Source organism: Glaciimonas soli, from assembly GCF_009497155.1.
GTDB classification, from domain to species: domain Bacteria; phylum Pseudomonadota; class Gammaproteobacteria; order Burkholderiales; family Burkholderiaceae_D; genus Glaciimonas; species Glaciimonas soli.
This window is the reverse complement of the sequence record NZ_WINI01000004.1, coordinates 251,487-277,697: the sequence shown is the minus strand read 5'-3', so window position 1 is coordinate 277,697 and position 26,211 is coordinate 251,487. Positions and strand designations below refer to the sequence as shown.

Genomic DNA, 26,211 nt, shown 5'->3' with positions numbered 1-26,211 from the left:
AAAGAGAGAGATACACAATGCCGCAATTAGAAAGCAAGTTAAACACACGTAGTGAAGATTTTCAGCAAAACGCTTTGGCCTTACGCCTGTTGGTGGATGATTTACGGTTAAAAGTCGCAAAGATTGCCGAAGGTGGTGGTGAAACTGCGCGCAACAAACACGTCGCTCGCGGCAAATTATTGCCGCGCGATCGGGTACAAATGCTGCTAGATCCCGGCACACCGTTTTTGGAATTTTCGCAATTGGCGGCGTATCACGTCTACAAAGATAAAGACGGCAGCGATGCCGCACCTGCTGCCGGTGTGATCACCGGTATCGGCAAAGTCGCCGGACAAGAATGCGTGATCGTCTGTAACGACGCAACCGTCAAAGGCGGCACTTATTATCCGTTGACCGTCAAAAAGCATTTACGTGCACAAGAAATTGCTGAGCAAAATAATCTGCCTTGTATTTATTTGGTGGATAGTGGTGGCGCCAATTTGCCAAATCAAGATGATGTTTTCCCTGATCGCGATCACTTTGGCCGCATTTTCTACAATCAGGCGCAATTGTCTGCCAAAGGCGTACCGCAAATTGCGGTCGTGATGGGTTCTTGCACCGCCGGCGGTGCTTATGTGCCGGCGATGAGCGATGAATCCATTATCGTCAAAAATCAAGGGACGATTTTCCTGGCTGGACCGCCATTGGTAAAAGCGGCCACAGGTGAAGTTGTCAGCGCCGAAGATCTCGGCGGCGCTGATGTGCATACACGATTGTCCGGCGTTGCCGATCATCTGGCGCAAAACGATATGCACGCGCTGTCATTGGCACGCACCATTGTCTCTAATCTGAATCGTCAAAAGCCGCAACAGATGGTATTGCGCCCGGTGGTCGAGCCCAAATATCCCGCCGGCGAATTGTATGGCGTGATTCCGGTCGATACGCGTAAACCATTTGATGTGCGTGAAGTGATTGCTCGCGTGGTCGATGGCAGTGAATTCGACGAATTCAAAGCGCGTTATGGCACCACCTTGATTTGCGGATTTGCTCACATTTACGGTATGCCAGTCGGTATTATCGCCAACAACGGAATTTTGTTTTCGGAGGCGGCCTTAAAAGGCACGCACTTCATCGAGCTGTGCTCGCAACGTAAAATTCCGCTGGTGTTTTTGCAGAATATCACCGGTTTCATGGTTGGCCGAAAATATGAAAATGAAGGCATCGCCCGCAATGGTGCCAAGATGGTGACGGCGGTTGCCACCACTTCTGTTCCAAAATTGACGGTCATCATCGGCGGCAGTTTCGGTGCCGGAAATTACGGCATGTGTGGCCGTGCTTTTTCACCGCGCTTCTTGTGGATGTGGCCAAATGCCCGTATCTCCGTGATGGGTGGCGATCAGGCCGCAGGGGTACTGGCTACCGTCAAGCGCGATGGTATTGAGGCCAAAGGCGGGCAGTGGAGCGCCGAAGAGGAAGCCGCATTCAAAGCCCCGATTCGTGAGCAATATGAACATCAAGGTCATCCTTATTACGCTTCCGCACGTCTGTGGGATGACGGTGTGATTGATCCTGCGGATACCCGCATGGTGCTGGGTCTGGGTTTGAGTGCAGCGTTGAACGCGCCCATAGATGAGACCAAGTTTGGCGTGTTCCGGATGTAATGATGCGAGATTATTTCAACACTCTGGCGCGTTATCATCTCTGGGCGACCGACAAAATCCTGCAACAGATCGCGACTATTAATGAAGCAGATTATCGCAAAGATTGTGGTTTGTTCTTCAAGTCGATACACGGCACGCTGAATCACATGCTGGTTGGCGATCTGCATTGGTATGCACGTTTCAGTGGCGCACCAGCGTTGTCGCTGGCGCTCAATACAGAGGTTGAAACAGATCGACCCGCACTAGATGCAAGACTACGCGACGCGGTACAACCCTGGCAGCAATTTTTGAGCGAGATGCCGCCACAACGATACGATAGTTTGTTGTATTACAAACGCGCTGATGGCGTAGCCGTCAGCTCGCCATTTACAGCTACGCTAGGTCATGATTTTTAATCACGGCACACATCATCGCGGTCAACTCAGCGCCGCGTTAACCAGCATGGGTTATGACTGCCCGGAAATCGATTTAATTTATTTTGTTCGTGGGGAGATGGCGAAGTGATACAGCAGATGACATACCAGACTTTATTGATAGAGCAGCAAGCGCAAACTGCCACCATCACACTCAATCGGCCGGATGTTCGTAACGCATTCAACGCGGACACTATTGCTGAAATCACACGTGCTTTTACCGAGTTGAGCGCCGCGCCTGAAATACGCGCCATTGTCCTGGCTGCAAATGGCGCGGCATTCTGTGCCGGTGGTGATCTAAACTGGATGAAGGCGATGGCGGATTACACGCCAGAACAAAATCGTGCCGATGCCGGACAATTGGCGACGATGTTGAAAACCATCTATCACTGCCCCAAACCGGTTATCGCACGAGTGCAGGGTGATTGCTATGCCGGCGGTCTGGGCTTGATTGCAGCTTGCGATATCGTGGTAGCAGTTGAAGCAGCGCATTTCTGTTTGTCAGAAGTAAGGATAGGTTTGATTCCGGCGACCATTTCACCGTATGTCATCAAAGCCATTGGTGAGTCCGCTGCCAAGCGTTATTTCATTACTGCTGAACGGTTTACTGCGGCGACTGCGCAACGCATAGGGTTAGTACACGAAGTGGTGGCGGCTGAAGCGTTGGATGAGAGCGTTGACGTTTTATTAAAAAACCTGCTTGCCGCCAGCCCGCATGCTGTTACCGATGCAAAACGCCTAGTGCGAGATGTGGCCGGGCAACCGCTGACGGATGCATTGATTGCCTCCACGGTCGAAGGTATAGCGCGCAGCCGGGCTTCAGAACAAGGGCGTGAAGGCGTGAAGGCATTTTTAGAAAAGCGCAAACCATCATGGTTGGTTTGAGAATGCATGTCGGAAAAGCATAGCGCCTTCCTACATGCGCTTCAAATGACAGCGATGAAAGTTGATATATAGCAGTGTCGGAACGCGTTACGCTTTTCCGACCTGCGTATGAATAAGCCTTAATCCAGCTACAATCTCGGGTTCGGTTATCTTCACCAGCAGCATGTTTTTAAAAACGCAATTAAAAAGTAAGTTAATGATCAATAGCGCATTTCACAACAACCCATATCCGACCTATCAGGCCATGCGAGAAGCGGGGCCATTGCATTGGAACGAAGAATTTTGCGGTGGAGCCTGGTTGTTAACGGAGTACGCTGACGTCGCCAGTGTCTTGCGCGATCCGCGCTTCTCGGTGCGTCGAGCCGGTGGCTGGGCCAACAGCAGCGGACCGCAAGCGATGCAGGAATTGCGTGAATTCAAGCGGATATTTTCGCGCTCGTTATTATTTGTTGATGCGCCTCAACATACGCGTTTGCGGCAAGTGATGAACGCCGGATTCAAGCCATCCGCATTACATACGCTGGCACCGAAAATTCAACAGCTGGTAGATGGTCTATTAGATCAAATTCCGGCTAATGCGCAGTTTGATTTTATGTCCGCGTTTGCACGGCCATTGCCAGCTTTGGTGATTGCCGAGATGTTAGGCATAGATGGTGCAGATCGCAGCGAATTTGTTGCCTGGTCAGACGATATTGCTGATTTTATAGGCAGTCCGACACCGACGATAGACATTGCGCGTCGTGCACAAACCAGTCTGATTGCGATGAATGAATATTTCCGCGGCATATTAGCGCAGCGTCGTTTGCACCTCGGTGAAGACTTGATCAGTCAGCTCGTCATTGCCGAAGCCAGCGGCGGCATCATCACCACCAAAGAATTATTGGCGCAGTGCTGCACCTTGCTATTCGCTGGTCACGAAACTACCCGTAACTTACTTGGCAATGGCATGTTGGCATTGCTGCAGCATCCGCAGCAATGGCAGGCGCTGCAGAACAACCCGGCATTGTTGCCATCTGCGCTAAAAGAATTATTGCGCTTTGATAGTCCCGTCCAATACAGCGGGCGTCGCCTCAAAGTCGATGTGGAAATGCACGGGAAAACGATGAAAAAAGGCGATCTGGTGATTCCTTTGATCGGCGCTGCGAATCGTGATCCTGCCAAATTTACGGATCCGGATGCGCTGGATATTCATCGTAATCAAGGCGCGCATTTATCCTTTGGCTATGGCCCGCATGTGTGTATCGGCGCGACACTGACGTATATGGAAGCCGAGATCGCCATGCGCAGCGTGATGCGACGCATGCCCGGTTTGACGCTCGCTAATCCATCCGATACCCAGTCATGGGGGCAGAACGCGGTCTATCGCAGTTTGAATGCCTTGCCGTTGCATTTCACTGCTGCCGCGACATCGTCATCATCGCCAACTGAGGCCGCGTATGCCTGATTTAGTGGACGATATCAGTACTCAGCTGCTGGCGTTGCAAGAGCAAAAGCTGTTGCGCCAACGGCGTATCGTTGATGGGCCGCAAGGGCCGGTCATGACCGTCGACGGCAAACCGTTTTTGGCATTTGCCAGCAACGATTATCTCGGCCTCGCCAATCATCCTGCGTTAATCGCCGCCGCACATGAAGGCATAGACCGTTACGGCGTTGGTGCAGCATCCTCGGCGCTGGTCAGTGGTCACAGCCGTGTAATGGAAGAGTTGGAAGTGGCGTTAGCCGCATTTGTTGGCATGCCGCGTGCGCTGCATTTTTCCAATGGCTATATGGCCAATATGGGCATCATTCCGGCTTTGGTCGGTGCTGGCGATACGGTGTTTTGCGACCGTTTAAATCACGCTTGTCTGATCGATGGCGCACGACTGTCCGGCGCTGAATTTCGCATCTACCCACACAACGATATAACGCGACTAAAGCAGCTACTGGCCAAAAACACAAGCCCACGCAAACTGATCATCACCGATGGTGTATTCAGCATGGATGGGGACATCGCTCGTCTGCCGGAATTGCTGGCGTTGTGTGAAGAATATGACGCGTGGTTGCTGGTCGATGATGCACACGGTTTTGGCGTGTTGGGTCCGCAAGGGCGCGGCAGTCTGGCGCATTTTGGTTTGGCATCGCCACGCGTTTTGTATATGGGTACGTTCGGCAAAGCGGCTGGTGTAGCGGGGGCATTTGTCGCCGGTGATGCAACGCTGATTACCTGGTTAATGCAACGCGCACGTACCTATGTTTTTACCACCGCTAGTCCACCGATGTTGGCAAGTGCTTTATTGGCAACGCTGAAAATATTTGAAACTGAATACTGGCGACAACAGCACTTACAAGAGCGGATACAACAATTACAACAAGGCTTGGCAGATTTGCCGTGGCGTTTATTGCCATCGCAAACGGCGATACAAGCCTTGATCGTGGAAGATAATCAGCTGGCATTAGACTTAATGGCAGCCCTATATGAACAAGGTATTTGGGTGCCTGCAATACGGCCACCGACAGTGCCAAAAGGTACCGCGCGGTTACGGATTTCGTTGAGCGCTGCGCATAGTGAAGAACAAGTCGAACAGTTAATTGCGGCGTTGAAAAATGTGGCCAAAAATATCATTCCGGACTCCCGCTCTGGCGAGGATGATGAAATGTTGAAATGAATAGTAAAGAAATAATTGAGAGCAATTTGAATACAAGCACACCAACAAACAGCCAGCAACTGATGCAACGCAGTCTGCAAAGCGTCTGGCATCCCTGCACGCAAATGCAGCACCATGAATCAGTACCGCTGATTCCGGTGACGCATGGTCGCGGCGCGTGGTTATACGATGCCGATGGTAAGCGTTATCTGGATGCCATCAGTTCATGGTGGGTCAATCTGTTTGGGCATGCCAATCCACGCATTAATGCAGCCTTAAAAGATCAGTTGGACAAACTCGAGCATGCGATGTTGGCTGGCTTTACGCATGAACCGGTAATTCAATTGTCGGAAAGATTATCCGCGCTTACAGGTAATGTTTTAGGCCATTGTTTTTACGCTTCTGATGGCGCTTCGGCGGTGGAAATCGCCTTGAAGATGAGCTTCCATGCCTGGCGCAATTTGGGCCACAGCAGCAAGCAGGAATTCGTTTGCTTGCAAGGTAGCTATCACGGCGAAACTATAGGCGCACTCGCCGTCACCGATGTATCTTTGTTCCGCGATGCATATGGTCCGATGTTGTCTGCCAATCGGGCGCATGTGGTGATGTCGCCCGATGCGCGCGGCGCACAAAAGGGAGAAACTGCGGCTGACGTGGCGCTTCGCGCAGCGCATGCATTGGAAATGTTATTGCAGCAGCGCGGCTCTCATATTGCCGCGCTTATCATCGAACCTTTGGTGCAATGTGCTACCGGCATGGCGATGCATGATCCGGTGTATTTAGCCGAAGTGCGCGCCTTATGTGATCGTTATCAAATCCATTTGATTTTTGATGAAATCGCCGTTGGTTGCGGCCGGACCGGGACTTTTTTTGCGTCGGAGCAAGCTGCATCGTCTGATGGTCAGGCTATCTGGCCGGATTTTGTGTGCCTCTCGAAAGGCATTAGCGGAGGTTACTTACCGCTGTCGCTGGTGATGACGCGTGACGAGATTTATCAAGCGTTTTACGATACCGATGTGCGCCGGGGATTTTTGCATTCGCATTCTTATACCGGCAATCCCTTGGCTTGTCGTGCGGCGCTGGCGACTTTGGATATTTTTGACCAGGACGACGTGCTTAATGCGAATCGACGCAAAGCGCAACGCATTACGGCGGCATTGCAACCGTTAGCACAGCATCAACAAGTCCAGCACTTTCGACAACGCGGCATGATCTGGGCGTTTGATGGTGTGATGAGCGACGCCGCTGCCACGACGTTTTCGCGGCGCTTTTTTAGCAAGGCACTGGAACACGAATTACTGTTGCGTCCGATAGGTCGTACGGTGTATTTGATGCCACCGTATATTCTCGACGATGCAGAATGTGATGATCTGGCAGCTCGTACCGCTGCCGTGTTTGAAAGTGTGATTGATAATGCATAATCATTGTTCTTATTTCGTTGCTGGCACTGACACGGAAATCGGCAAAACCCTGATCGCCAGTAGCTTGTTGTATGCGCTGACGCAAACCGGCGTGCGCAGCGCAGGCATGAAGCCAGTTGCTGCAGGCGCAGAGAATCGCGGCGGCGTCTGGCATAACGACGACGCTGATGCATTGGCGGCACAAGCCAGTGTGGCTTTACCGGTTGCATTGACCACGCCCTATCTGTTGCAACAGCCAACCGCGCCACACATAGCTGCTGCCTTGGAAAATTGCGTTATAGACTTGCCACATATTCTGCATTGCTATCAACAGATAGCAACCCAGGCTGATGCTGTCATAGTGGAAGGGGTGGGCGGTTTTCGTGTCCCGCTCAATGATGAGCATGACACCGCAGATATGGCGCAGCAGCTGAATTTGCCGGTGGTATTGGTGGTAGGTCTGCGTTTAGGTTGTATCAGTCATGCGCTGTTGACGGTCGAAGCGATTGCTGCTCGCGGCCTGCCATTGGCAGGATGGGTGATCAATACGGTCGATGCCTCCATGCTCAACAGCGATGCGACGATCGCAGCGCTGACGTCGCGCATTCCTGCTCCGTTGTTGGGTTGCGTACCGCGATTAGATTCGCCCAGCGCTGCAAACGCAGCGCCTTATTTAGATTTTTCATATTTACCGGGTTGGCCTGTAATTAATAAGGCAGCAACTCATTCTCTCTATACAAAGGAAGTTTAATTATGTCTTCACAGCCTATCGCTTTTCAACCGGGCATCGCTCAACAAAAACCTGTTCAGCTAGTCGATGCTGCATGGCGCGTAGAGCAGGTGCTGGAATTATTCAATTTGCCATTCAACGATTTGCTCTTCCGTGCGCAACAAATTCATAGAGAAAATTTTGACCCTACCGAAGTCGAACTGGCGACACTGCTGTCGATTAAAACCGGTGGTTGTCCAGAAGATTGCGGCTATTGCCCACAGGCGGCGCGGTACGACACTGGTGTTGTCGCACAAAAAATTCTGCCATTAGAGACGGTATTAACTGCCGCACGTGAAGCCAAAGCGCATGGCGCAACCCGCTTCTGCATGGGGGCTGCATGGCGCGAACCGAAAGATCGTGATTTGGAGCACGTCGAAGAAATGGTGCGCGAAGTCAAAGCGCTGGGTCTGGAAACTTGTGCAACGCTAGGTATGTTGGGTGAAGGTCAGGCTGAGCGTTTGAAAGCGGCTGGTCTTGATTACTACAATCACAATCTGGACACAGCACCAGAACTGTATGGCGACATCATCACTACCCGTGATTATCAAAATCGTCTCGACACGATTTCAAACGTGCGTGGCGCTGACATCAAAGTTTGTTGCGGCGGTATCGTCGGCATGGGTGAATCACGTTTGCAGCGCGCAGGTTTAGTGGCGCAACTGGCTAACATGACACCGTATCCGGAATCGGTCCCTGTCAATAATCTGGTGCAAGTGGAAGGCACACCTTTGTTCGGTACAGAAAAACTGGATCTGCTGGAGTTTGTCCGCACGGTAGCGGTAGCACGTATCACCATGCCAAAAGCGCGAGTACGTTTGTCCGCCGGTCGTCGTCAGATGGGCGAAGCGATACAAGCGCTGTGCTTTATGGCAGGCGCTAATTCGATTTTCTACGGCGATAAATTGCTGACGACTGGCAATCCGGAAGTTGAAGAAGACCGTGCATTATTGGAAAAATTAGGAATGCGTACACGTTCAACTGCGATAGATGCGCGTTGTGATGTAACGCAAGCGTAAATGTTTTACGCACCTCTCCCGCGGGCGGGAGAGGGAGTTTCCTAGGCGTGATTTATGAAAGATGTTTCAATGCGTTCGTTGCCAAAAGTGAATGAACAGTATTGATACAACACTGTTTTTAACCAAAACAAAAATATAAATGGAGACGTGATGTTCACCAAAATTCTCATCGCCAATCGTGGCGAAATTGCTTGTCGTGTTGCTGCTACTGCGCGCCGCATGGGCATTAAAACGGTAGCGGTATACTCCGAAGCCGATGCCAAAGCCAAGCACGTTGCTGTCTGTGATGAGGCGGTATTGATCGGCCCGGCAGCGGCGAAAGAAAGCTATCTGCTAGGCGATAAAATTATCGCAGTCGCGTTAGCCACAGGCGCGCAGGCGATTCATCCGGGTTACGGTTTCTTGTCTGAGAACGCCGGTTTCGCGCAAGCATGTGCTGCCGCAGGATTAGTGTTCATTGGCCCGCCAGCGACGGCGATTCAAGCCATGGGTTCCAAATCGGCCGCCAAAGCGCTGATGGAAAAAGCCGAGGTGCCTTTGGTACCCGGCTATCATGGCGACAATCAAGATGCTGATTTTTTACAACAGCAAGCCGACAAAATTGCCTATCCAGTGCTGTTGAAAGCGAGTGCCGGTGGCGGCGGAAAAGGCATGCGTATCGTTGAACGGAGCACAGATTTTAAAGCTGCTCTGGCATCGTGCAAACGGGAAGCGATCAATAGTTTTGGCGATGACAAAGTACTTGTCGAAAAATATCTGACGCGTCCACGCCATATCGAAATCCAGGTCTTTGCCGATAGCCATGGCGCTTGCGTGTATTTGTTTGAACGCGATTGCTCGGTGCAGCGTCGTCATCAAAAAGTACTGGAAGAAGCACCAGCGCCCGGCATGACCGCGGAACGTCGCAAAGCGATGGGCGATGCGGCGGTGGCGGCGGCAAAAGCAGTTGGCTATGTAGGTGCCGGCACGGTGGAATTTATTGCAAATCAAGATGGTTCGTTCTACTTCATGGAAATGAACACGCGTTTGCAAGTGGAGCATCCGGTGACTGAAATGATCACTGGTCTGGATTTGGTGGAGTGGCAATTACGGGTCGCGTTTGGTGAAGCACTGCCACTGCAACAAGAGCAGTTGCAATTGCATGGCCACGCGATCGAAGCGCGAATTTATGCAGAAAATCCAGAAAAAGGATTCCTGCCTTCCATCGGGACCTTGCGTCATTTACGTACGCCGTTGGCGCGTGAATTTGCGGTCAGTGCATCTAAGGATGTGATCGTGCGGATAGATTCTGGTGTACGCGAGGGCGACGCCATTTCGCCATTCTATGATCCGATGATTGCCAAACTGATCGTCTGGGCACCAGATCGTCAACAGGCGTTGGCAAGTATGGTCAGCGCATTGGCGCAGTATCAAATCGTCGGACTTTCCAGCAATATCAATTTCTTGCAGCGCTTGATACTTAGCCAGCCATTTTCTTCCGCAGATCTGGATACGGGATTAATCGAACGCCATCAGGATGTTTTATTCCCTGCACCGCAACCGGTTGCGATGTCTGTATTGGCATTGACGACAGCAGCATTGTTAGCCTCGGAAAATACTACTAGCACTGATCCTTGGGCCAACACCAACGGCTGGCGCGCCAACAGCAATTTGCAACGTCAGCTGACGTTTGTTGATGAAGGAAAAACCAGCGCAGTCGCGGTCTTGTATCAAAACGGCAGTTACATGCTGCAGCATGGACAACATTTCAGCCTGATGACCTTGCTAAAGCAAAGCGAGCATGACTTTGAAATCAGCCTGGCTGACCGCACCGTGCGCGGTACGGTAGTGCGCGAGGGTGAGTTATTCCATGTTTTCACCGAAGGTCATCAACATACCTTGGCTTATGCCGATCCGCTGGCGCATGCCGGTGAAAGCGAAGGCGACGGTGGTCGTCTGACTGCACCGATGCCAGGCAAGATTGTCGCGCTGTTGGTAACGCAAGGTGAGCAAGTGAAAAAGGGCGCACCGTTGTTGATTATGGAGGCGATGAAGATGGAGCACACCATCGCAGCACCGGCGGATGGCTTGGTGGAAGAGTTGTTATATGCGGTGGGTGATCAAGTGTCGGAATCGGCGCAGTTGCTGGCGTTTAAGGTTGACTAAAGGCGCTTGATTGACTAGTTCAGCACAATTATTTGGACATTAAAAATTCCGTCATTCTCACGAACGCGGGGATGACGGTAATTTTAATATCAGTTCGGGTATGTTCAAACCTAAAACGATTGCATAGGTGATCTATGAAAGTGTTATTCCACGCGCCATCAGGCAGCGGCATGGAAGATTGGATAGCGCAATTTAGCGCCGCTTTGCCTGAGGCTGAGTGCCGTCATTGGCGGTCGGGCGATAACGCCCATGCTGATTATATTTTGGCATGGCGACCACCAGTGGAGATGTTTGCCGGGCGACGTAATCTGAAGGCGATTTTTAATCTGGGTGCTGGTGTCGATGCGATTCTGCAGTTAGGTGATAGTTTGCCCGCAGACGTGCCGGTGATTCGGATTGATGATGGCGGCATGGCGGTTCCGATGGCGGAATACGTGACGCATGCTGTGTTGGGTTATTTCCGTCAATTTGACATTTACCAGCAACAAGCTGCGCGGCGTGAGTGGAAGCAGCTGGCACCGCCGAATAAAAAAGATTTCAGCGTTGGGATTCTCGGACTGGGTGTTTTAGGTTCGCGGATCGCCGAAGCGTTGGCGCATTTCGATTTTCCCTTGCATGGTTGGAGTCGGACTAAAAAATCTGTGCCGGGCATGCATTGCTATGCCGGAGACGCAGAGCTCGATGCATTCTTGCGGGCGACGCGCGTATTGGTGTGTATTTTGCCGTTGACGCCGGCGACACGCGGTATCGTCAATAGTGCTAATTTACAGAAGTTACAGCATGCTGCTTATGTGATTAATGTGGCGCGCGGCGGGCATCTGGTGGAAGAAGATTTGCTGGCGCAGATACAAGCTGGGCAGATCGCCGGCGCGACGCTGGATGTATTTGCGCATGAGCCGTTAGTAGAAACACATCCGTTTTGGAAAGAGCCGCGTATCACCATCACACCGCATATATCAGCGCAGTCGGTGGAAGAGCAAACCGTATTGCAGATCACCGGCAAGATACGCGCGTTGCAGCGTGGGGAAACGGTGAGTGGTTTGGTGGACAGGTCGCAAGGCTATTGATGGTATGAGACCGTCGTAGAGTGGCTGCGCTTTTGTGTCCACTCGGAATAACATTGAATGCGGTAAGTAAATTGGTGTAAACAATTTTAAAAAATCCCCATCATTCCCGCGAACGCGGGGATCCATGTTAGTCGTAGAATGGATCCCCGCGTTCGCGAGGATGACGGAGATGGATTTTAAATTTCAAGTTGATTACTTAGATAAAAAATAAAAATGATGGTGATACGCATGGGTGTAAAAGCGTGCCCAGCCTACACATGCCACGATAGGTTTTGAAAAGGAAAATAAATGTCACTCCCAAGCAAAGTAAAAATCGTTGAGGTTGGCCCACGCGATGGTTTGCAAAATGAGAAAGAAACCATTCCCGCCGACATTAAAATTGCACTGGTCAATCAACTGACTGCTGCCGGTTTCGTTAATATCGAAGCAGCTTCTTTCGTCTCGCCGAAATGGGTGCCGCAGATGGCAACATCAAGCGAAGTCATGGCCGCAATTACGCGTAAGCCGGGCGTAATTTATTCTGCTCTGGTGCCTAACATGAAAGGCCTGGAAGCGGCATTGGCGGCGAATGCTGACGAGATGGTGATCTTCGGTTCTGCATCTGAAGCGTTCTCACAAAAAAATATTAATTGTTCCATTGCCGAATCGATAGAACGTTTCCGGGAAGTAGCATTAATGGCTAAGCAGGCGGGCAAAAGATTGCGCGGTAGCATCAGTTGCGCATTTGGTTGTCCCTATCAAGGCGAGGTTGATGTCGCTGCTGTAGTTGACGTACTGAAACGTTTGCACGATCTGGGTTGCGATGAGATTGATATCGCTGATACTATCGGCGTCGGCACACCGAATAAGGTGCAAACGGTGATGCAAAAATTGACACAAGAATTTCCTATCGAACGGCTGTCTGGACATTTCCACGACACTTACGGGCAGGCTCTGGCAAATATTTATGCCAGTCTGGAAGTCGGCATTTCGATTTATCACTCTTCGGTCGCCGGGCTTGGCGGTTGTCCATATGCCAAAGGCGCAACCGGTAATGTCGCCACAGAAGATGTGCTTTATATGATGAATGGGCTGGGCATCGCAACCGGCATAGACCTGGATAAAGTGGTCGATGCCGGGCAGTTTATTTCAACCCACCTCGGGCGCAAGGCTGTTAGCCGTGCCGGTAATGCGATTGCGGCCAAGCGCGTAATAGATAACTGAGTTTGACTGGACTAGTCTGGTTGAATTCTTAATGAAAAAGGAAGCTCAATGAAAATCAGACTAGTTAAAACAGCATGCGTCATGTTGACCATATTGGCTTTGGCGGCATGCGGTAAACACAGCAATACAGACACCTCATCATCCACGGCAGAAAAAGAATATGTGGTCGGCACTGGCGCAACCTATGCGCCTTTTGAATCTGAAAATGAACAAAAAGAAATCGTTGGTTTTGATATCGATGTGTTGAAGGCAATAGCGGCGAAAGAGGGGATGAAACTCAAATTCGTCAACACACCGTTTGATGGCATCTTTACCGCGCTGGCGCAGGGTGACCGAGACATCATTATTTCTGGCCTGACAATTACGGATAAACGTAAAGAAACGGTGGATTTTTCCGATCCCTATTTCGAAGCGGCGCAAGTTATTGTGGTGCCGGCAGGATCGACCATACAGAAAATTGCCGATGTAAAGTCACTCAAAGTAGGCGTGGTACAGGGTTCAACTGCCGATGACATGATGCAAAAATTGCAGGGCGATAACAGCGAAAATATCAAGCGTTTTGAATTCAGTTCATTGGCATTAAAAGAGTTGCAAAGTGGTGGCGTCAGTGCAGTCATCGCTGATAACGGCGTAGTGGCGCATTACCTGGCCAACAATGACACCAAAGGCATTAAAATTGTGACCGATGATACTTCGCCGAAAGAGTATTACGGCATCGCCGTACAGAAAGGCAATGTGGCATTACAGACCAAAATCAATCAAGGTCTGGCCGCGATCAAAGCCGACGGCACTTACAATAAGATTTTTTCCACATATTTCCCAGCCGCTACACCAACTACCAAGTAAAACTAGTCAGGATTTACGCGTGCAACCATTCCGGCATTGCAAGCAAAATTGGCCAAAGATGTTTGGTAAGATGCATAGTCATTAATGTAAAAGTGGTAGAAAATGAAATGGCGCTTTTGCGCCATTTCTGTTTTGTAGTTTTGCGTAAGCCAAGAGAGATCGTTTTATGGAAAATGCCAACCAACAAAAACTCCCAGACACCGCACAACGCGTGGCGGAATTATTGCGTGAGATTGGTCACGACAAATCAGTTGTGATGCTGCCAGAAACTGGCAAGACATCCGCCGAAGCCGCTGCGGGCTTAGGTTGCAGCGTTGCCGAAATTGCCAAGTCGATTGTGTTTCGTCGCTTGAGCGACGATGCCGCCGTGATGGTGGTTGCCAGTGGCAGCAATCGCGTCGATGAAGCCAAAGTTGCTGCCATCGTCGGCGCATTGGGTAAAGCCGATGCCCGTTTCGTCAAAGAACGTATAGGCTACGCCATCGGCGGCGTTTGTCCGATTGGTCACGCCAGTAAAACCGTGATGTTGATTGATCAGGATTTATTGCAGTTGGAAAGTGTCTGGGCCGCTGCGGGACATCCACATGCGGTGTTTAATTTGACGCCACAACAATTGGTGGCGATGACGGCTGCACCGGTGGCGGATGTGGCTTTGAAGGTTTGAGTAATAAGCTTTAGTAAGAAACGTTAGTATGAAACGTTAGTGAGAAGCTGTAGCAAAAATCTTTAGTAAGACGAAAATTTGCAGGTCGGAAAAGCGCAACGTCTTCCGATCTGCGATTGATCGTTATAGCTTCGGAATCCGAATTCGGCTCACCATTAACGCACCAGATGCGGCAAACATCAAGACCAGCGGATGGAACTGAAATCCTGCTACGTATACCACGCCGAACCATAATTGCTCGCCTAATGCATTACACCAGGCAGCGGCAGCCAATACAATAACCAGTACCAGCGAAGTGGGAATCGGTGTGCCTTCAAAGTACTTCACCTTGTCGCCGCCTTCGGAAAGTTGTTCCGCGGTGATGTTGTAGCGCGCCAGGCGTGATACGCCGCTTGCGACAAAAAACACCAATATGATGCGATCCACAAGGCCTTGCATGCCGCAGCCGTAAGCAATGACCGCAGGTGCTACGCCAAACGAAATGATGTCGGCCAATGAATCAAGTTCACGCCCCATGGCTGAACTTTTCGCTCGCCAACGCGCAATACGGCCATCTAGCACGTCAAAAATCAGTGCTAATGGAATTAAATAGCATGCCCAAAGCAAGTGCTCCACGTTGCGTGTCTGCAGGTAGGTCATGACGGAAAAAAGGGAGCCGACGCCGCAAAAGGCATTGCTGAGGGTGAACCAATCGGCGAGGTGAAACTCACGGATCATTGAAAAAGGCTTGGGTCTGGTCATTGAAACTGTCCGGGCTGAGAAAGGCAATAAGTTGAGTGCGGTGAAATATGCTGACCGAATTTATCACAAGCGGTGACGCGAGTGGTAAATACGCATGCATTTCCGCTCAGGTTGCCATATTGATGCCCAAGCCTTGCTATGTCATCTATTTCTTTTGATTGATCTGCCGTCGCAAATCATCAACCAGTCGTTTGCGACTACTTAAATGGTATTCAACTGGCGAAAATGGCATAGCTGCGTTTTGGTACGCGTCTATCAGAGTTAGCATCATTTTTGCATCAGTTTGGTTGAATGTGATCTTGCTCCCATTTTCGCTTAGCGCCACGAGCTTTTCCTGTAACACCTCTTTCAGAGCAATCTCCGCTTCCGAGATTGGGTTGGCAATGCACAAACCAAAAGTCCCTAAAAGAAATTGCTCCCATGCGAACTCGGTACGTATATGCAATCCCTCTTTTATGGGAGCACCATCATCATGGAAGCAGTCTTTTAGGCGCCAGGTCGTGATATTTAAGTCGGAGAGTGCTTTCTGAAAATGACTGCAATATCTTTCTTTCAACGACGCAAAAGGTGTTTGATGATCGTTACGAGCGACGATCTCTCGTGCGACATTCACCCAGACCACGTTAGCGGGATGAAAATAATCCCCGGGAATTGCACCTGGGGCTGCCATTTCACCAAAGACATGTGACCTTACTGTCGCAGAAGGTGTGACGACGTATGAGGGTGCAGGAATGAGACTGGCTTGAATCAGCGCGTTGAGTTCGCTGACAGTCATGTCGCAAGCGGCGGCAAACTGTTCTGCATTAAAGTAGTTTTTTGCAAGGTAGGTATTGAGATCTGACACAGTTATTCCCTTGTGATGGCGACAGGTTCTTTGTGCGCGTCTCGCGAATCTTCCGGCGCTTGCGTTCTGTCATGCAAGCCATAGTCTCGCATCACTTGTGCCACACGCAGACGATAATCAGCGAAGATGGTTTTTCGCCCGGCTAGTTGAACTTGTCTGTGCACTTCAAGATTGCGCCACTGCTGCACCGCAGCTTCATCACGCCAATAAGATAGCGATAACACTTTGCCAGCCTGCGTCAGACTTTCAAAACGCTCTATCGAGATAAATCCATCTATCTGTTTCAAATGCGGAAGTAGTTCGGCAGCGGCATCGAAATAGGCTTGTTTTTGTTCTGCGTGCGGAATGACTTCAAAGATAACGGCAATCATTTTTCTACTCCCACGCTGGATGGCGGGGGACGGAAGGTGGAACGGCTTCTAGAAATGTCCGTTCCTCGCGCAAGATAAACCGCTTCGCTTGCGCCATTTCAAAATTGGCGCGGCCTTCAGAGTCGGTTTTCAGGCGCGCACGATAACGTTCGTAGGATGCCAGGCTATCAAACGCAATCAAGCCCCAGGCGATGTTGTTGCTGCCTTCGTACGGTAGGAAATAACCTAGCAGATCGCCGCCACAGCGTGGAATGATGCGACCCCAGTTTTCTGCGTACGCTTTGAATGCGTCGCGCTGAAAAGGATCGATTTCGTAGCGGATAAAGCAAGTGATGGTGTTCATGGTGATTCTCCTTTGGTGTAGATATAGTGCAGCATAGACGCTTGTCGTACCGAGATGATTCGGCTAACATCGAACTATGAAAGATGGCCCAAACATTGTTGGAATTGCTGCGCTGATTGGTGATCATGCGCGGGCAGAAGTCTTGACGGCTTTGCTGGCCGATCGCGCCTTGACTGCGACCGAACTGGCCGATATTGCCGGTGTGACCAAACAGACAATTAGTAGCCATTTGGCCAAGTTGGTTGATGCCGGATTGATCACCGTGGAAAGTCAGGGACGACATCGTTATTTCCGGCTGGCGGATCGTGATGTCGCGCATTTGCTGGAATCGCTGATGGGTATTGCATTCAGAGTCGGGGCGGTACGAATCCGCAGCAGTCCGCGCGAACCTGCATTGCGCAAAGCCCGGGTTTGCTACGATCATCTGGCAGGTGAGCTGGGTGTGAGCATTTATGAAAGCATGTTGCAGCGGGGGATATTGCTACCTGGTGCTGACGGTCTTAAACTCAGCGACAGCGGCCATCAACTATTTGCTCAAATCGGTATCGCTACCGATACTCTGGCAACGCAGCGCCGCACATTTTGCCGTGCTTGCCTCGACTGGAGCGAACGCCGTCATCATCTGGCAGGAGCATTGGGCGCATCTTTATTGACGAGGATTGTCGCTCTTGGCTGGGCAACACGCAGCAAAGACTCACGCGTTGTGAAATTTACGGCAGCAGGAGAGCGAGCACTAACTGATCATTTCTCTGTAGCACCTTAACGGCTGTAATTCGACTAGATATTTTTATGCATATCAGACCCTTTAAAGAAACCGATACCGAACTTGTCAGCGCATTGTGGCAGGAAGTTTTCCCTGATGAACCGGCGCACAACGCACCGGCGCTTGTCATCAAACAAAAAATCACGCACCAGCCAGAATTGTTTTTCGTGAGTGAAGAGGCGGGGAAAATTACCGGAACCATTTTGTCCGGTTATGACGGTCATCGTGGCTGGTTTTATGCCGTCACGGTCAGCCCACAACATCGTCGGCAGGGCCTTGGAACGAAATTAATTCGTCATGCTGAACAGGCTTTAACCGCTCTCGGTTGCACTAAAATCAACTTGCAAGTGCGCTCCACCAATGCAGCCGTCGTCGCTTTTTATAAAGAGCTGGGTTACGAAGTGGAAGAGCGTATCAGCATGGGGAAGCGGTTTAGCCAGTAGTCAGACCAGCACAACCTGCTACTCAGCTGCGTAGTTCTACGCCACTAAATTTTATCCAGAGCTGAATTCTATCCATCTGTCTAAAATCATCCGCGCTTGGTGCCAGCCTGGATGATGACGTTTTCCGAGCCCCGAGACATGCAATTAATGCAATTCCAAAAGGAAATACTTATTTTTTGGAAACTTTCGATGGCACAATGCGTTGGTTATATTCGCGGGTTAGTAACTGTCCCAACCAACAAATGACAGGAAAATCGGAATGACATCAATATCTACCAGACGGTGGCCGCTGACGACTACCGGCATGCTTGAGTATTGGGTCAAAACTCCCGCATGGAAGCTGATTCCACTGGCCTTGCTAGCGCTATTCACAGTGCCGATTCCCGTCGCCTTGCTGTTCGCGCTATTTTTCCCAGATATCCATATCGGCAGTCCTGACGTTGCTAAACATGGAGTCATCCTTGAGATTGTTATGGCATGCATTGTTGCACCGCTTTACGAAACTAGCGTGTTTCAATGGCTTTGCATCAATCTGCTTCGCAAGATCCCCGGATGCAGTGCAATTGTCGCAGTCGTTATTTCGGCGGGGCTCTTCGCCGCATCGCATTACTACAGCATTTTCTACGTTGTTATTGTCTTCCCCGCCGGGTTAGTACTGGGTGGCGTATATGTATTAGAAAAAGCAAAGGGAGGATCGCCATTCTGGATGGTCGTCACCCTCCATGCGTTAAAAAATGCCATTGTATTTTTATATACAATGCACTTGCTGTGAAACAGTATGATGGCGTTTTATCCCGTTCGGGCGCATCAATAATTTCTCTTTTCGTTTTGCCACACCAATTTAGCTGAACAAACTACTGTGAACACCAAGCGCCAGATTCAGCCGGACAAAACCGGCACCAACTCCCCTTGTATCAACGTTTGTCAGATTGATGACGAAACAAGTTTGTGCAAAGGTTGTGCACGGACTTTGGATGAAATTGCCAAATGGTCGCGTGCCAGTGACGGACAAAAACGGGCGGTTTGGGTGTTGATAAAACAACGTCGGGCGTTGGTTACATAGCACTACATAAGGCTACATAATTTATTTTCCATATGGCAATCATGACGCTAGAATGCTCAACTTGTCCTCCTTATTGGTGCCACGTATATGAATCAGAAACGCAATTCTAAGCACTATCACGCCACATCGATTTTTTTCCATTGGGCGATTTTTTTGCTGATGGCCGCCGCACTGGCGTTGATTGAGTATCGTGGCTTTTTGCCGAAAGGCGATCCGGACAAGAAGATAATTCTGCACAACCACATGCTATTTGGGCAATTGGTGTTCGTATTTGTCGTACTGCGTGTGGCGTCGCGTTTCAGTTTTGGCGTACCTGCTGCGCTGTCGGGACCGCGTTGGCAGATCTGGAGCGCACATGCGATGCATGCTTTGTTATATCTGGTGATGTTTGCATTGCCGATTACCGGTGTGTTGTTTACGCAAGCTGGCGGTAAAGAAGTAGATTTCCTGGGCTGGGTTTTGCCGCATTTCATTTCGCCTGATAAAGCGCTGAGAGGCAGCATTAAAGAAGTGCATGAATTTATTGGTAATGCTGTTTACTATGTGGTCGGCTTGCATATTCTGGGCGCGTTATGGCATCAATTTGTGCGCAAAGATGGGACATTGCGACGGATGTGGTTTGGTGCAGCAAAGTAATGGCCTAATTGAATTTCATTAAGTTAATGTTTACAAAAAGCGGATTACTATTAAATGGTAATCCGCTTTTTTAGAGCCAAAAATCTAGCACGATCGTGCTTTTAATTTCGACTTTACCTCTATAATCAATTTCTTTCTCCTATTCAAGAGGTTGTCATGGCATTGCCCGTCGCGTTGCAAAATTTACGCCTTCCCGTCATCGGTTCACCGATGTTTATTGCCAGCGGCCCGGCTTTGGTCGCAGCGCAGTGCAAGGCGGGGATCGTCGGTGCTTTCCCGGCGCTGAATGCACGGCCAGCGGATCAGTTGGATGTCTGGCTGACGCAATTGCAAACAGAGTTGGCAACCTATCAAGCTGAAAATCCAACTACTAAAGTTGGCCCGATTGCAGTTAATCAAATCATCCATCAATCCAATGATCGTCTGGCGCAGGACGTGGCGATGTGCGTTAAGCATCAAGTGCCGATTATTATTTCCAGCCTGCGTGCGCCGCCGAAGGAAATGATGGATGCGATTCACAGTTATGGCGGAATCGTTTTGCATGACGTGATTTCAATCCGTCATGCAGAAAAAGCCTTGGAAGCGGGCGTTGACGGTTTGATTCTGGTGGCGTCTGGCGCGGGTGGTCATGCCGGGCCGCTGTCGCCGTTTGCGTTGGTCGGAGAAGTACGTAAATTTTATAATGGCACGATTGCTTTGTCGGGCGCGATTGCAACTGGCGATGCGATTTTGGCAGCGCAGGCGATGGGTGCTGATCTGGCCTATATCGGCTCACGTTGGCTGGCAACGAAAGAGTCGAATATCGATGAAACTTACCGTCAGGCGATAGTCGAGTCCACTGCCGGCGATATCGTTTACACCAATTTGTTCACCGGTGTCCACGGCAACTATCTGAAAAAATCCATCGTCAACGCCGGACTGGATCCCGATAATTTGCCAGACGCAGATAAGTCGAAAATGAATTTTGGTTCCGGCGGTAACGCTGCCAAAGCCTGGCGCGATATCTGGGGCGCAGGTCAGGGCGTGGGCTTGATGGACGATATTCCAACCGTGGCAGCGATGGTGGATAGGCTGGAATCGGAATATCAGGCGGCACGCAAGCGTATCGCGCTGTAAAGAATATTCTACATTTGCAACACCACAAAAACTCCTTCGTTTTATGATCATGAAGATCAAGAAACGAAGGAGTTTTTTATGCATACACAAATCTCAGCATTTCATCAGCACCGTAAACGATTATTCGGCATTGCCTATCGCATGCTGGGAACCCATGCCGATGCGGAGGATGTTTTACAAGATGCCTATCTGCGCTGGCATGCGTTGAGCGCGCAACCGGAAAATCCGGAAGCATGGCTGGTGACAGTCGTCACACGATTGTGCATAGACCGTTTGCGCAAAGTCAAACTGGAACGTGAAAACTATATCGGCGCATGGCTGCCGGAACCGTTGATTGCGACCGACATTGATCATCATTCGCCCGAGTGGATGGTGGAATTTGCCAGCGACGTTTCCACTGCATTTTTGGTGGTCCTGGAACGCTTGGGGCCGGAAGAACGAGCGGCGTTTTTACTGCATGATGTGTTTGAACTGGATTATTCAGAGATTGCCAACATGTTGGACAAGACAGAAGCCAGTTGCCGTCAATTGGTGAGCCGGGCGCGCGGTCGCGTGCGACAGTCGGATGCAAAGCCTGTCGCCGCAGTCAAGCATGTGGTGAGTCCTGAAATGCATCTGCAATTGCTACAGCAATTTATGGTTGCAAGTAAAAGTGGTGACCGTGCACATCTTGAAGCGTTGTTCACCAGCGATGCCACGTTTACCGGCGATGGCGGTGGGGTGGTGGTATCGGCGCTGCGAATTCTGCATGGCCCGGATCGAATCGCCCGCTTGTTCCACGCGATAGCGCGCCAACACGGCGATATTCTTTCATTTCAGGTGGCCGACATCAATGGCGAGCCAGGAATTTTGCGTTATGGGAATGGCAAGCTGGATTCTGTCTTGTCATTTGTATTGGAAGCAGACGAGCATGGTAAAACGCGAATAAAAGCGCTTTACGCGTTGCGCAATCCGCATAAATTGCTTGGCGTGGATGCCGCGTTCAGAATTGACGAGAAAAATTAATAGTAACTGTCACAAACCAGCATGATCAAACGTCTTATAGATATGAGAATCCCCTCATACTATTTTAAGGAACGATCATGTCTGGTCTACGTATTTCTTACGCAACGATAGTACCTTCACTTTTTCAGCCTATGCTCGCATTCGGTGAGGCAGTTGCCGCTACCAGCATCGGTGTGAAATTAATTGATCTGGTATTTTTACGTGTGTCGCAAATCAACGGTTGTGCTTTTTGTATCGATAAACACGCGCGCGACTTAATCAAGCAAGGCGACGATTGGCAGCGTATCAACAGCCTGGTGGGATGGGAAGAAACCACGTTCTACAGCGAGCGCGAACGCGCTGCTTTGGCATGGGCGGAATCGGTAACCAGAATCGCTGAAACGCATGCACCAGATGACTTATTCAATGAGTTGAAAAAGCATTTCACTGATGTGGAAATCACCGAACTGACGTACGCGATTACCTTGATGAACGCGTGGAATCGTTTGGCTATCAGTTTCCGCCAACCAGTGAACAGAGCGCCATCGGTAGAAGAAGCAGTACGTATTCTGCAAAAATAGCGGCACTGCAGAGGCACGGCATGCCTTTTCTGCTTAACTAATTGTTGTTACGCATAGTCATAATCTGACAATCTAATCACCGTCATTCCGGCGAACGCGGGAATCCATTTTACGTCATGTAAAGCTACGCTTGCTTCGTGTCGAAGAATACGCGCGTGACTATATATAGTCCTCACTTTGGACTTGATTCAGTAACATGGATTCCCGCGTTCGCGGGAATGACAGTAGTGTGCCTAACATCAGTCAATTAAATGTTGGCTTAGCGATTCAGTACAGGCGCCACCGGTATGAATTCACCGCTGACACTATGCCCTTTAATCCGCAACACCATCACTGCGGCGATCAGGCAAGCGCCACCCATCAACATCGACGATACCGTATAGCTACCCAGACTGTTGCGCAAATAACCCGCTAGCAGAGTGGCACTGGCGGCACCAAGCTGATGACCTGCGACGATCCAGCCGAACACGATAGGCGCTGCCAATCGGCCAAACACATCGTTGGCCAAACGGACAGTCGGCGGCACGGTAGCAATCCAATCCAGTCCATAAAACAGCGCAAACACCGGCAAACCAAAATAACTGAGACCAAAGGCATGCGGCAGAAAAATCAAAGCAAGGCCGCGCAAACCGTAATACCAAAATAGCAGCACGCGCGGATTAAAACGGTCGGATAACCAGCCAGATGCAGTAGTACCAACCAGATCCAGCATTCCCATGGTAGCCAGCATGCTGGCAGCGCCGACCGCAGTAATGCCGTAGTCGCCGCACATGGTAATGAAGTGCGAACCAATATAACCGTTGGTGCTCATGCCACACACAAAGAAGCTGAAAAACAGCAACCAGAAATCACGGATTTTGACTGCTTTGCCTAACGCGCTGAATGCAATCGATAAAGGATTTTTTTTCGACTCGGTAGCTTCCGGTGGTAAATCTTCTAACTGACCATAGCGTTTCAAACCGATATCTTGCGGACGTTCTGGCAAAAATATCGCCACTAAAGGAATCGCCAATGCCGCGACAGCGGCGACCAATATCGCCACCGAGCGCCAGCCGAAATGTCCCACCATGTAAGCCATCAACGGCAAAAATACCATTTGTCCCGTCGCAGAACTGGCCGTCAATATCCCCATCGCCAAACCGCGCCGCGTTTCAAACCAGCGACTGACAATCGTTGCAGCCAGTGTATTGGCAACCACACCGCTACCAGAACCGACCAGTATTCCCCACGCCAGCACCATGTGCCACGGCATCGTCATATAGGTACTGGCAAACGTACCAATCGCCAGCAACACCAAAGCGCCCAAGACCATGGGACGTATGCCATAACGCTGCATGGCGGCAGCAGAAAACGGCCCTATCAATCCATACAAAGCAATATTGACTGAAATCACAAACGAGATGGTGGCAACATTCCAGCCGAATTCATGTTCCAGCGGCAGTATCATCACCGACGGAGTGGCGCGGATACCGGCCGCTGCAAGCAGCGATAAAAAAGTAATGCCAAGAACGACCCACACATAATTAATCCGTGTGCGCGCTATGATGGTTTGGATAGTTGAGTTCATGAAGAGCTGGCCTAGTTATTTTCAAATTTGAGATTCGCATCATCGACTAATGCGACTAAATCCTGATGCAATTTTTCACCTAATATTTTGTTGATTTGGTTTTGCGCTTTACGCCAACTTGGAAAAGCGGCTTTCCATTTCTTCTCACCATTCGCGCTTAACTCGACGCCGAACGAACGCTTATCCGTCAGCATCTCAATCGGCAAGTCCACCATCTCTATCCAGCCCGCACTAATTAATGGTTTAAGCGTGCGACTCATGGTGCTGCGATCCATACCCATCTTTGCCGCCAAAGGTATGACACCAATAGCGCCATATCTACCGATGCGGGCCAATAGCGAATATTGACTAATAGTCAGCGCATCCGCCGCAAGATGACGATCATAAATACTGGTCATCTTGCGGTTCAGCTGGCGTAAATTTGAACAAGTGCATTGGCTGGTCATGAGAGCTTTCTTTCTGATGTATATGCATCCATGTATATGCATAGAATAGACTAAATAAATGGGATGTCAATGTGCTTGTCGTGATTTTGTTTGGGCGAAATGACAGGAAATTTGCCGGATAGAGCTAAATTGCGGGGCTAATGACGAATATTACAAAATAAATTCAGTAAAAATATTTAACATCCCCAAATAAAATCACTAACTAGCGCCAGGCCCATGAACTCGATAGTCGCTGCGCACAGCACCGGATTTGGCCGAGTAGCCGTCATTGAGCGTTTTCAAGAAAGCGATCAGGTCACCAATTTCCTCGTCATTCAGAGCGGGCTCATCGCCTGCCTTGCGGTTCAGCGGAGCATCCAGACTATCGATATTGGCGCGGTAACGCGGCGGCAGATCGTCGAATTTGATCACTTTGGCTTTCACCTGCGGGTACCACTTGGCGGGATCGGTATCGCGCGTGACATAAAAATGCATCATGTCGTCCAGCGTGTGGAAGCGTCCGTTATGAAAAAATACTTGGCGCGTTGCCACATTACGCAAGGTAGGCGATTTGAACATGCCGCAGAATGCTGCTTCCTGCGCCATGTCCTTGCGGGCGGGGCCGCAAATGCCAAGATCGACATACTTGGCATCACGATTCGCCGCGATTTCCGGATTGCGCGGCACTCCTAGCGCCTGGAAGCCGAAATCGGTGAACTGCGCTGGCCGTCCTCCGGGTCCCGGAGTATCGACGTGACACTTGGCGCAATTGCCCTTGTTGGGATTGTTGAATAAGCCGTAACCGCGCAATTCGGCGGGTGAAAAATCGGCGTTGCCAGCCATTGCTGCATCGAATTTGCTGGTGTAGGGATGAAAGCTAGTGTCTTCAGTCTGGAATGCTTCCAGCGCCAGTGTTGCCTTTTCCAGCGCTGCGGTCGGATGATCGAAAATGTCATCACCATAGACGCGCCGAAATTGCGCGGCATAGTTGGCATTTTGCAGTTTAACGACCACTGCGGCTGGGTTTGGGTTGGCCATTTCGTTGACGTTGAGCAGAGGAATTAACGCTTGCTCGTGCAGCGAATCGACCGCGCCATCGCGCGTGAAGCCGCCGGTAGGGCCTTCGTCTTCAGTATCGTCCGGCCCCGGCACATAGTAGTGGCGGGCGAATTTTGGCGTGAATCCCAGATAGCGCAACGACGGCACGGCGCGTGTGCCTTGTCGCTGCATGTCGGCGCCTCCCAGTTGCGCCGCCAGACCGTTGGGCGGCCCGTAAGCATGATCGGGACTGTGGCAGGTGGCGCAAGACATTTTGCCGGAAGCCGACAGTGATGGGTCGAAGAATATTTGTTTACCCAAACTCGCCGCGGCACTCAGCGCTGCTGGCGGTTCCGGGTAGCGCACCCACATTTTCAGGGACGGTTTCGACGCGGCCGGCGCTGCACGCGCCGCCACTGAGGCATCTGCACGCGCAACCTGGGCTGGCGATTCTGCATCGTGACAGCCACTTACCAGCGTCGCGACCAACAATGCCGCACCGAAATGCCAGTGTTTGCAAACCAACCAATGATGATTGCTACTCAAAACTTTACATCCGTTTCAATAATTCAATTGGGATCAGAGTCGAATTGATTTGCTCATCCATCTGACTCTGATCCA

The 26,211-nt window shown here is 50.5% G+C and carries 29 protein-coding genes; 22 read left to right on the top strand and 7 right to left on the bottom strand.

The features are described 5' to 3' along the window. Positions 1-17: 17 nt before the first annotated feature. From GEV47_RS09555 to GEV47_RS09495, 14 genes are all read left to right on the top strand, one after another. Complete coding sequence (locus tag GEV47_RS09555) at positions 18-1,640, top strand: carboxyl transferase domain-containing protein (protein WP_153234526.1); 1,623 nt, start codon at positions 18-20, stop codon at positions 1,638-1,640. Beyond that, on the top strand, positions 1,640-2,035 hold the full coding sequence (locus GEV47_RS09550) for a DinB family protein (protein ID WP_265588503.1): 396 nt from the start codon (positions 1,640-1,642) through the stop codon (positions 2,033-2,035). Before GEV47_RS09555 ends, GEV47_RS09550 begins: the two co-directional genes overlap by 1 nt. Beyond that, on the top strand, positions 2,025-2,144 hold the full coding sequence (locus GEV47_RS19850) for a DinB family protein (RefSeq protein WP_407646218.1): 120 nt from the start codon (positions 2,025-2,027) through the stop codon (positions 2,142-2,144). Before GEV47_RS09550 ends, GEV47_RS19850 begins: the two co-directional genes overlap by 11 nt. Before the next feature lie 8 nt (positions 2,145-2,152). Beyond that, on the top strand, positions 2,153-2,938 hold the full coding sequence (locus GEV47_RS09545) for an enoyl-CoA hydratase/isomerase family protein (protein ID WP_153234525.1): 786 nt from the start codon (positions 2,153-2,155) through the stop codon (positions 2,936-2,938). 196 nt (positions 2,939-3,134) lie between these two features. After that, entirely contained in the window at positions 3,135-4,382 is a 1,248-nt protein-coding gene (locus GEV47_RS09540; protein ID WP_153234524.1) for a cytochrome P450, read from the top strand. After that, the gene (bioF, locus tag GEV47_RS09535) at positions 4,375-5,583 is read left to right on the top strand and encodes an 8-amino-7-oxononanoate synthase (protein ID WP_153234523.1); all 1,209 of its coding nucleotides are present in this window, start codon (positions 4,375-4,377) and stop codon (positions 5,581-5,583) included. Before GEV47_RS09540 ends, bioF begins: the two co-directional genes overlap by 8 nt. A gap of 62 nt (positions 5,584-5,645) precedes the next feature. Continuing rightward, entirely contained in the window at positions 5,646-6,983 is a 1,338-nt protein-coding gene (gene bioA, locus GEV47_RS09530; RefSeq protein ID WP_228124658.1) for an adenosylmethionine--8-amino-7-oxononanoate transaminase, read from the top strand. Beyond that, entirely contained in the window at positions 6,976-7,713 is a 738-nt protein-coding gene (gene bioD / locus GEV47_RS09525) for a dethiobiotin synthase (protein WP_153234521.1), read from the top strand. Before bioA ends, bioD begins: the two co-directional genes overlap by 8 nt. A gap of 2 nt (positions 7,714-7,715) precedes the next feature. Then, positions 7,716-8,750 carry a biotin synthase BioB gene (bioB, locus tag GEV47_RS09520; protein WP_153234520.1) on the top strand — a complete coding sequence of 345 codons (1,035 nt, stop codon included), beginning with the start codon at positions 7,716-7,718 and terminating at the stop codon, positions 8,748-8,750. A 150-nt stretch (positions 8,751-8,900) separates the two neighbouring features. Next, entirely contained in the window at positions 8,901-10,895 is a 1,995-nt protein-coding gene (locus GEV47_RS09515) for an acetyl/propionyl/methylcrotonyl-CoA carboxylase subunit alpha (protein ID WP_153234519.1), read from the top strand. A gap of 134 nt (positions 10,896-11,029) precedes the next feature. Continuing rightward, a complete protein-coding gene (locus tag GEV47_RS09510; protein ID WP_153234518.1) occupies positions 11,030-11,962 on the top strand; it encodes a 2-hydroxyacid dehydrogenase in 933 nt (310 codons plus the stop codon). Positions 11,963-12,250: 288 nt separating this feature from the next. Then, positions 12,251-13,165, top strand: a complete 915-nt coding sequence (locus GEV47_RS09505) for a hydroxymethylglutaryl-CoA lyase (protein WP_153234517.1) — start codon at positions 12,251-12,253, stop codon at positions 13,163-13,165. A 48-nt stretch (positions 13,166-13,213) separates the two neighbouring features. After that, positions 13,214-14,011 (top strand): basic amino acid ABC transporter substrate-binding protein, encoded by a 798-nt coding sequence (locus GEV47_RS09500; RefSeq protein WP_153234516.1) that lies wholly within the window; start codon positions 13,214-13,216, stop codon positions 14,009-14,011. Positions 14,012-14,177: 166 nt separating this feature from the next. After that, positions 14,178-14,675 (top strand): YbaK/EbsC family protein, encoded by a 498-nt coding sequence (locus GEV47_RS09495; RefSeq protein ID WP_153234515.1) that lies wholly within the window; start codon positions 14,178-14,180, stop codon positions 14,673-14,675. A 123-nt stretch (positions 14,676-14,798) separates the two neighbouring features. On the opposite strand, the gene pssA is transcribed toward GEV47_RS09495, so the two are convergent. The 4 genes from pssA to GEV47_RS09475 form a co-directional block, all read right to left on the bottom strand. After that, a complete protein-coding gene (pssA, locus tag GEV47_RS09490) occupies positions 14,799-15,416 on the bottom strand; it encodes a CDP-diacylglycerol--serine O-phosphatidyltransferase (protein WP_153234514.1) in 618 nt (205 codons plus the stop codon). Between the two features lie 145 nt (positions 15,417-15,561). Beyond that, entirely contained in the window at positions 15,562-16,260 is a 699-nt protein-coding gene (locus GEV47_RS09485) for a DUF6058 family natural product biosynthesis protein (protein WP_153234513.1), read from the bottom strand. Positions 16,261-16,262: 2 nt separating this feature from the next. Beyond that, complete coding sequence (locus tag GEV47_RS09480; protein ID WP_153234512.1) at positions 16,263-16,631, bottom strand: antibiotic biosynthesis monooxygenase family protein; 369 nt, start codon at positions 16,629-16,631, stop codon at positions 16,263-16,265. A 4-nt stretch (positions 16,632-16,635) separates the two neighbouring features. Then, the gene (locus GEV47_RS09475; RefSeq protein WP_153234511.1) at positions 16,636-16,974 is read right to left on the bottom strand and encodes an NIPSNAP family protein; all 339 of its coding nucleotides are present in this window, start codon (positions 16,972-16,974) and stop codon (positions 16,636-16,638) included. A 76-nt stretch (positions 16,975-17,050) separates the two neighbouring features. On the opposite strand from GEV47_RS09475, the gene GEV47_RS09470 reads away from it, so the two are divergent. From GEV47_RS09470 to GEV47_RS09435, 8 genes are all read left to right on the top strand, one after another. Beyond that, positions 17,051-17,737 carry an ArsR/SmtB family transcription factor gene (locus GEV47_RS09470; protein WP_153234510.1) on the top strand — a complete coding sequence of 229 codons (687 nt, stop codon included), beginning with the start codon at positions 17,051-17,053 and terminating at the stop codon, positions 17,735-17,737. A gap of 26 nt (positions 17,738-17,763) precedes the next feature. Next, positions 17,764-18,180, top strand: a complete 417-nt coding sequence (locus tag GEV47_RS09465; protein ID WP_153234509.1) for a GNAT family acetyltransferase — start codon at positions 17,764-17,766, stop codon at positions 18,178-18,180. A 259-nt stretch (positions 18,181-18,439) separates the two neighbouring features. Continuing rightward, the gene (locus GEV47_RS09460; RefSeq protein WP_153234508.1) at positions 18,440-18,952 is read left to right on the top strand and encodes a CPBP family intramembrane glutamic endopeptidase; all 513 of its coding nucleotides are present in this window, start codon (positions 18,440-18,442) and stop codon (positions 18,950-18,952) included. Between the two features lie 87 nt (positions 18,953-19,039). Continuing rightward, on the top strand, positions 19,040-19,243 hold the full coding sequence (locus GEV47_RS09455) for a DUF1289 domain-containing protein (RefSeq protein ID WP_322741603.1): 204 nt from the start codon (positions 19,040-19,042) through the stop codon (positions 19,241-19,243). Positions 19,244-19,330: 87 nt separating this feature from the next. Continuing rightward, positions 19,331-19,879, top strand: coding sequence for a cytochrome b (locus GEV47_RS09450; RefSeq protein WP_153234507.1), 549 nt, complete (start codon positions 19,331-19,333; stop codon positions 19,877-19,879). A gap of 156 nt (positions 19,880-20,035) precedes the next feature. Beyond that, entirely contained in the window at positions 20,036-20,995 is a 960-nt protein-coding gene (locus GEV47_RS09445; RefSeq protein WP_153234506.1) for an NAD(P)H-dependent flavin oxidoreductase, read from the top strand. Between the two features lie 78 nt (positions 20,996-21,073). Then, on the top strand, positions 21,074-22,000 hold the full coding sequence (gene sigJ / locus GEV47_RS09440; protein WP_153234505.1) for an RNA polymerase sigma factor SigJ: 927 nt from the start codon (positions 21,074-21,076) through the stop codon (positions 21,998-22,000). Positions 22,001-22,077: 77 nt separating this feature from the next. Further along, positions 22,078-22,560, top strand: coding sequence for a carboxymuconolactone decarboxylase family protein (locus GEV47_RS09435; protein WP_153234504.1), 483 nt, complete (start codon positions 22,078-22,080; stop codon positions 22,558-22,560). Between the two features lie 259 nt (positions 22,561-22,819). Here the strand turns inward: GEV47_RS09435 and GEV47_RS09430 are convergent, their stop codons facing one another. The 3 genes from GEV47_RS09430 to GEV47_RS09420 form a co-directional block, all read right to left on the bottom strand. Next, positions 22,820-24,127: an MFS transporter gene (locus GEV47_RS09430; RefSeq protein WP_153234503.1), complete on the bottom strand. Its 1,308-nt coding sequence runs from the start codon at positions 24,125-24,127 to the stop codon at positions 22,820-22,822. Between the two features lie 11 nt (positions 24,128-24,138). Further along, entirely contained in the window at positions 24,139-24,573 is a 435-nt protein-coding gene (locus GEV47_RS09425; RefSeq protein WP_153234502.1) for a MarR family winged helix-turn-helix transcriptional regulator, read from the bottom strand. 198 nt (positions 24,574-24,771) lie between these two features. Further along, the gene (locus tag GEV47_RS09420) at positions 24,772-26,136 is read right to left on the bottom strand and encodes a cytochrome-c peroxidase (protein ID WP_228124648.1); all 1,365 of its coding nucleotides are present in this window, start codon (positions 26,134-26,136) and stop codon (positions 24,772-24,774) included. Positions 26,137-26,211: the final 75 nt, after the last annotated feature.

Bases quoted from the DNA above. Each gene is read 5' to 3' on its own strand.
- GEV47_RS09555 (WP_153234526.1), top strand. From the start codon at position 18: ATGCCGCAATTAGAAAGCAAGTTAAACACACGTAGTGAAGATTTTCAG.
- GEV47_RS09550 (WP_265588503.1), top strand. From the start codon at position 1,640: ATGATGCGAGATTATTTCAACACTCTGGCGCGTTATCATCTCTGGGCG.
- GEV47_RS19850 (WP_407646218.1), top strand. From the start codon at position 2,025: ATGATTTTTAATCACGGCACACATCATCGCGGTCAACTCAGCGCCGCG.
- GEV47_RS09545 (WP_153234525.1), top strand. From the start codon at position 2,153: ATGACATACCAGACTTTATTGATAGAGCAGCAAGCGCAAACTGCCACC.
- GEV47_RS09540 (WP_153234524.1), top strand. From the start codon at position 3,135: ATGATCAATAGCGCATTTCACAACAACCCATATCCGACCTATCAGGCC.
- bioF (WP_153234523.1), top strand. From the start codon at position 4,375: ATGCCTGATTTAGTGGACGATATCAGTACTCAGCTGCTGGCGTTGCAA.
- bioA (WP_228124658.1), top strand. From the start codon at position 5,646: ATGCAACGCAGTCTGCAAAGCGTCTGGCATCCCTGCACGCAAATGCAG.
- bioD (WP_153234521.1), top strand. From the start codon at position 6,976: ATGCATAATCATTGTTCTTATTTCGTTGCTGGCACTGACACGGAAATC.
- bioB (WP_153234520.1), top strand. From the start codon at position 7,716: ATGTCTTCACAGCCTATCGCTTTTCAACCGGGCATCGCTCAACAAAAA.
- GEV47_RS09515 (WP_153234519.1), top strand. From the start codon at position 8,901: ATGTTCACCAAAATTCTCATCGCCAATCGTGGCGAAATTGCTTGTCGT.
- GEV47_RS09510 (WP_153234518.1), top strand. From the start codon at position 11,030: ATGAAAGTGTTATTCCACGCGCCATCAGGCAGCGGCATGGAAGATTGG.
- GEV47_RS09505 (WP_153234517.1), top strand. From the start codon at position 12,251: ATGTCACTCCCAAGCAAAGTAAAAATCGTTGAGGTTGGCCCACGCGAT.
- GEV47_RS09500 (WP_153234516.1), top strand. From the start codon at position 13,214: ATGAAAATCAGACTAGTTAAAACAGCATGCGTCATGTTGACCATATTG.
- GEV47_RS09495 (WP_153234515.1), top strand. From the start codon at position 14,178: ATGGAAAATGCCAACCAACAAAAACTCCCAGACACCGCACAACGCGTG.
- pssA (WP_153234514.1), bottom strand. From the start codon at position 15,416: ATGACCAGACCCAAGCCTTTTTCAATGATCCGTGAGTTTCACCTCGCC.
- GEV47_RS09480 (WP_153234512.1), bottom strand. From the start codon at position 16,631: ATGATTGCCGTTATCTTTGAAGTCATTCCGCACGCAGAACAAAAACAA.
- GEV47_RS09475 (WP_153234511.1), bottom strand. From the start codon at position 16,974: ATGAACACCATCACTTGCTTTATCCGCTACGAAATCGATCCTTTTCAG.
- GEV47_RS09470 (WP_153234510.1), top strand. From the start codon at position 17,051: ATGAAAGATGGCCCAAACATTGTTGGAATTGCTGCGCTGATTGGTGAT.
- GEV47_RS09465 (WP_153234509.1), top strand. From the start codon at position 17,764: ATGCATATCAGACCCTTTAAAGAAACCGATACCGAACTTGTCAGCGCA.
- GEV47_RS09460 (WP_153234508.1), top strand. From the start codon at position 18,440: ATGACATCAATATCTACCAGACGGTGGCCGCTGACGACTACCGGCATG.
- GEV47_RS09450 (WP_153234507.1), top strand. From the start codon at position 19,331: ATGAATCAGAAACGCAATTCTAAGCACTATCACGCCACATCGATTTTT.
- GEV47_RS09445 (WP_153234506.1), top strand. From the start codon at position 20,036: ATGGCATTGCCCGTCGCGTTGCAAAATTTACGCCTTCCCGTCATCGGT.
- sigJ (WP_153234505.1), top strand. From the start codon at position 21,074: ATGCATACACAAATCTCAGCATTTCATCAGCACCGTAAACGATTATTC.
- GEV47_RS09435 (WP_153234504.1), top strand. From the start codon at position 22,078: ATGTCTGGTCTACGTATTTCTTACGCAACGATAGTACCTTCACTTTTT.
- GEV47_RS09430 (WP_153234503.1), bottom strand. From the start codon at position 24,127: ATGAACTCAACTATCCAAACCATCATAGCGCGCACACGGATTAATTAT.
- GEV47_RS09425 (WP_153234502.1), bottom strand. From the start codon at position 24,573: ATGACCAGCCAATGCACTTGTTCAAATTTACGCCAGCTGAACCGCAAG.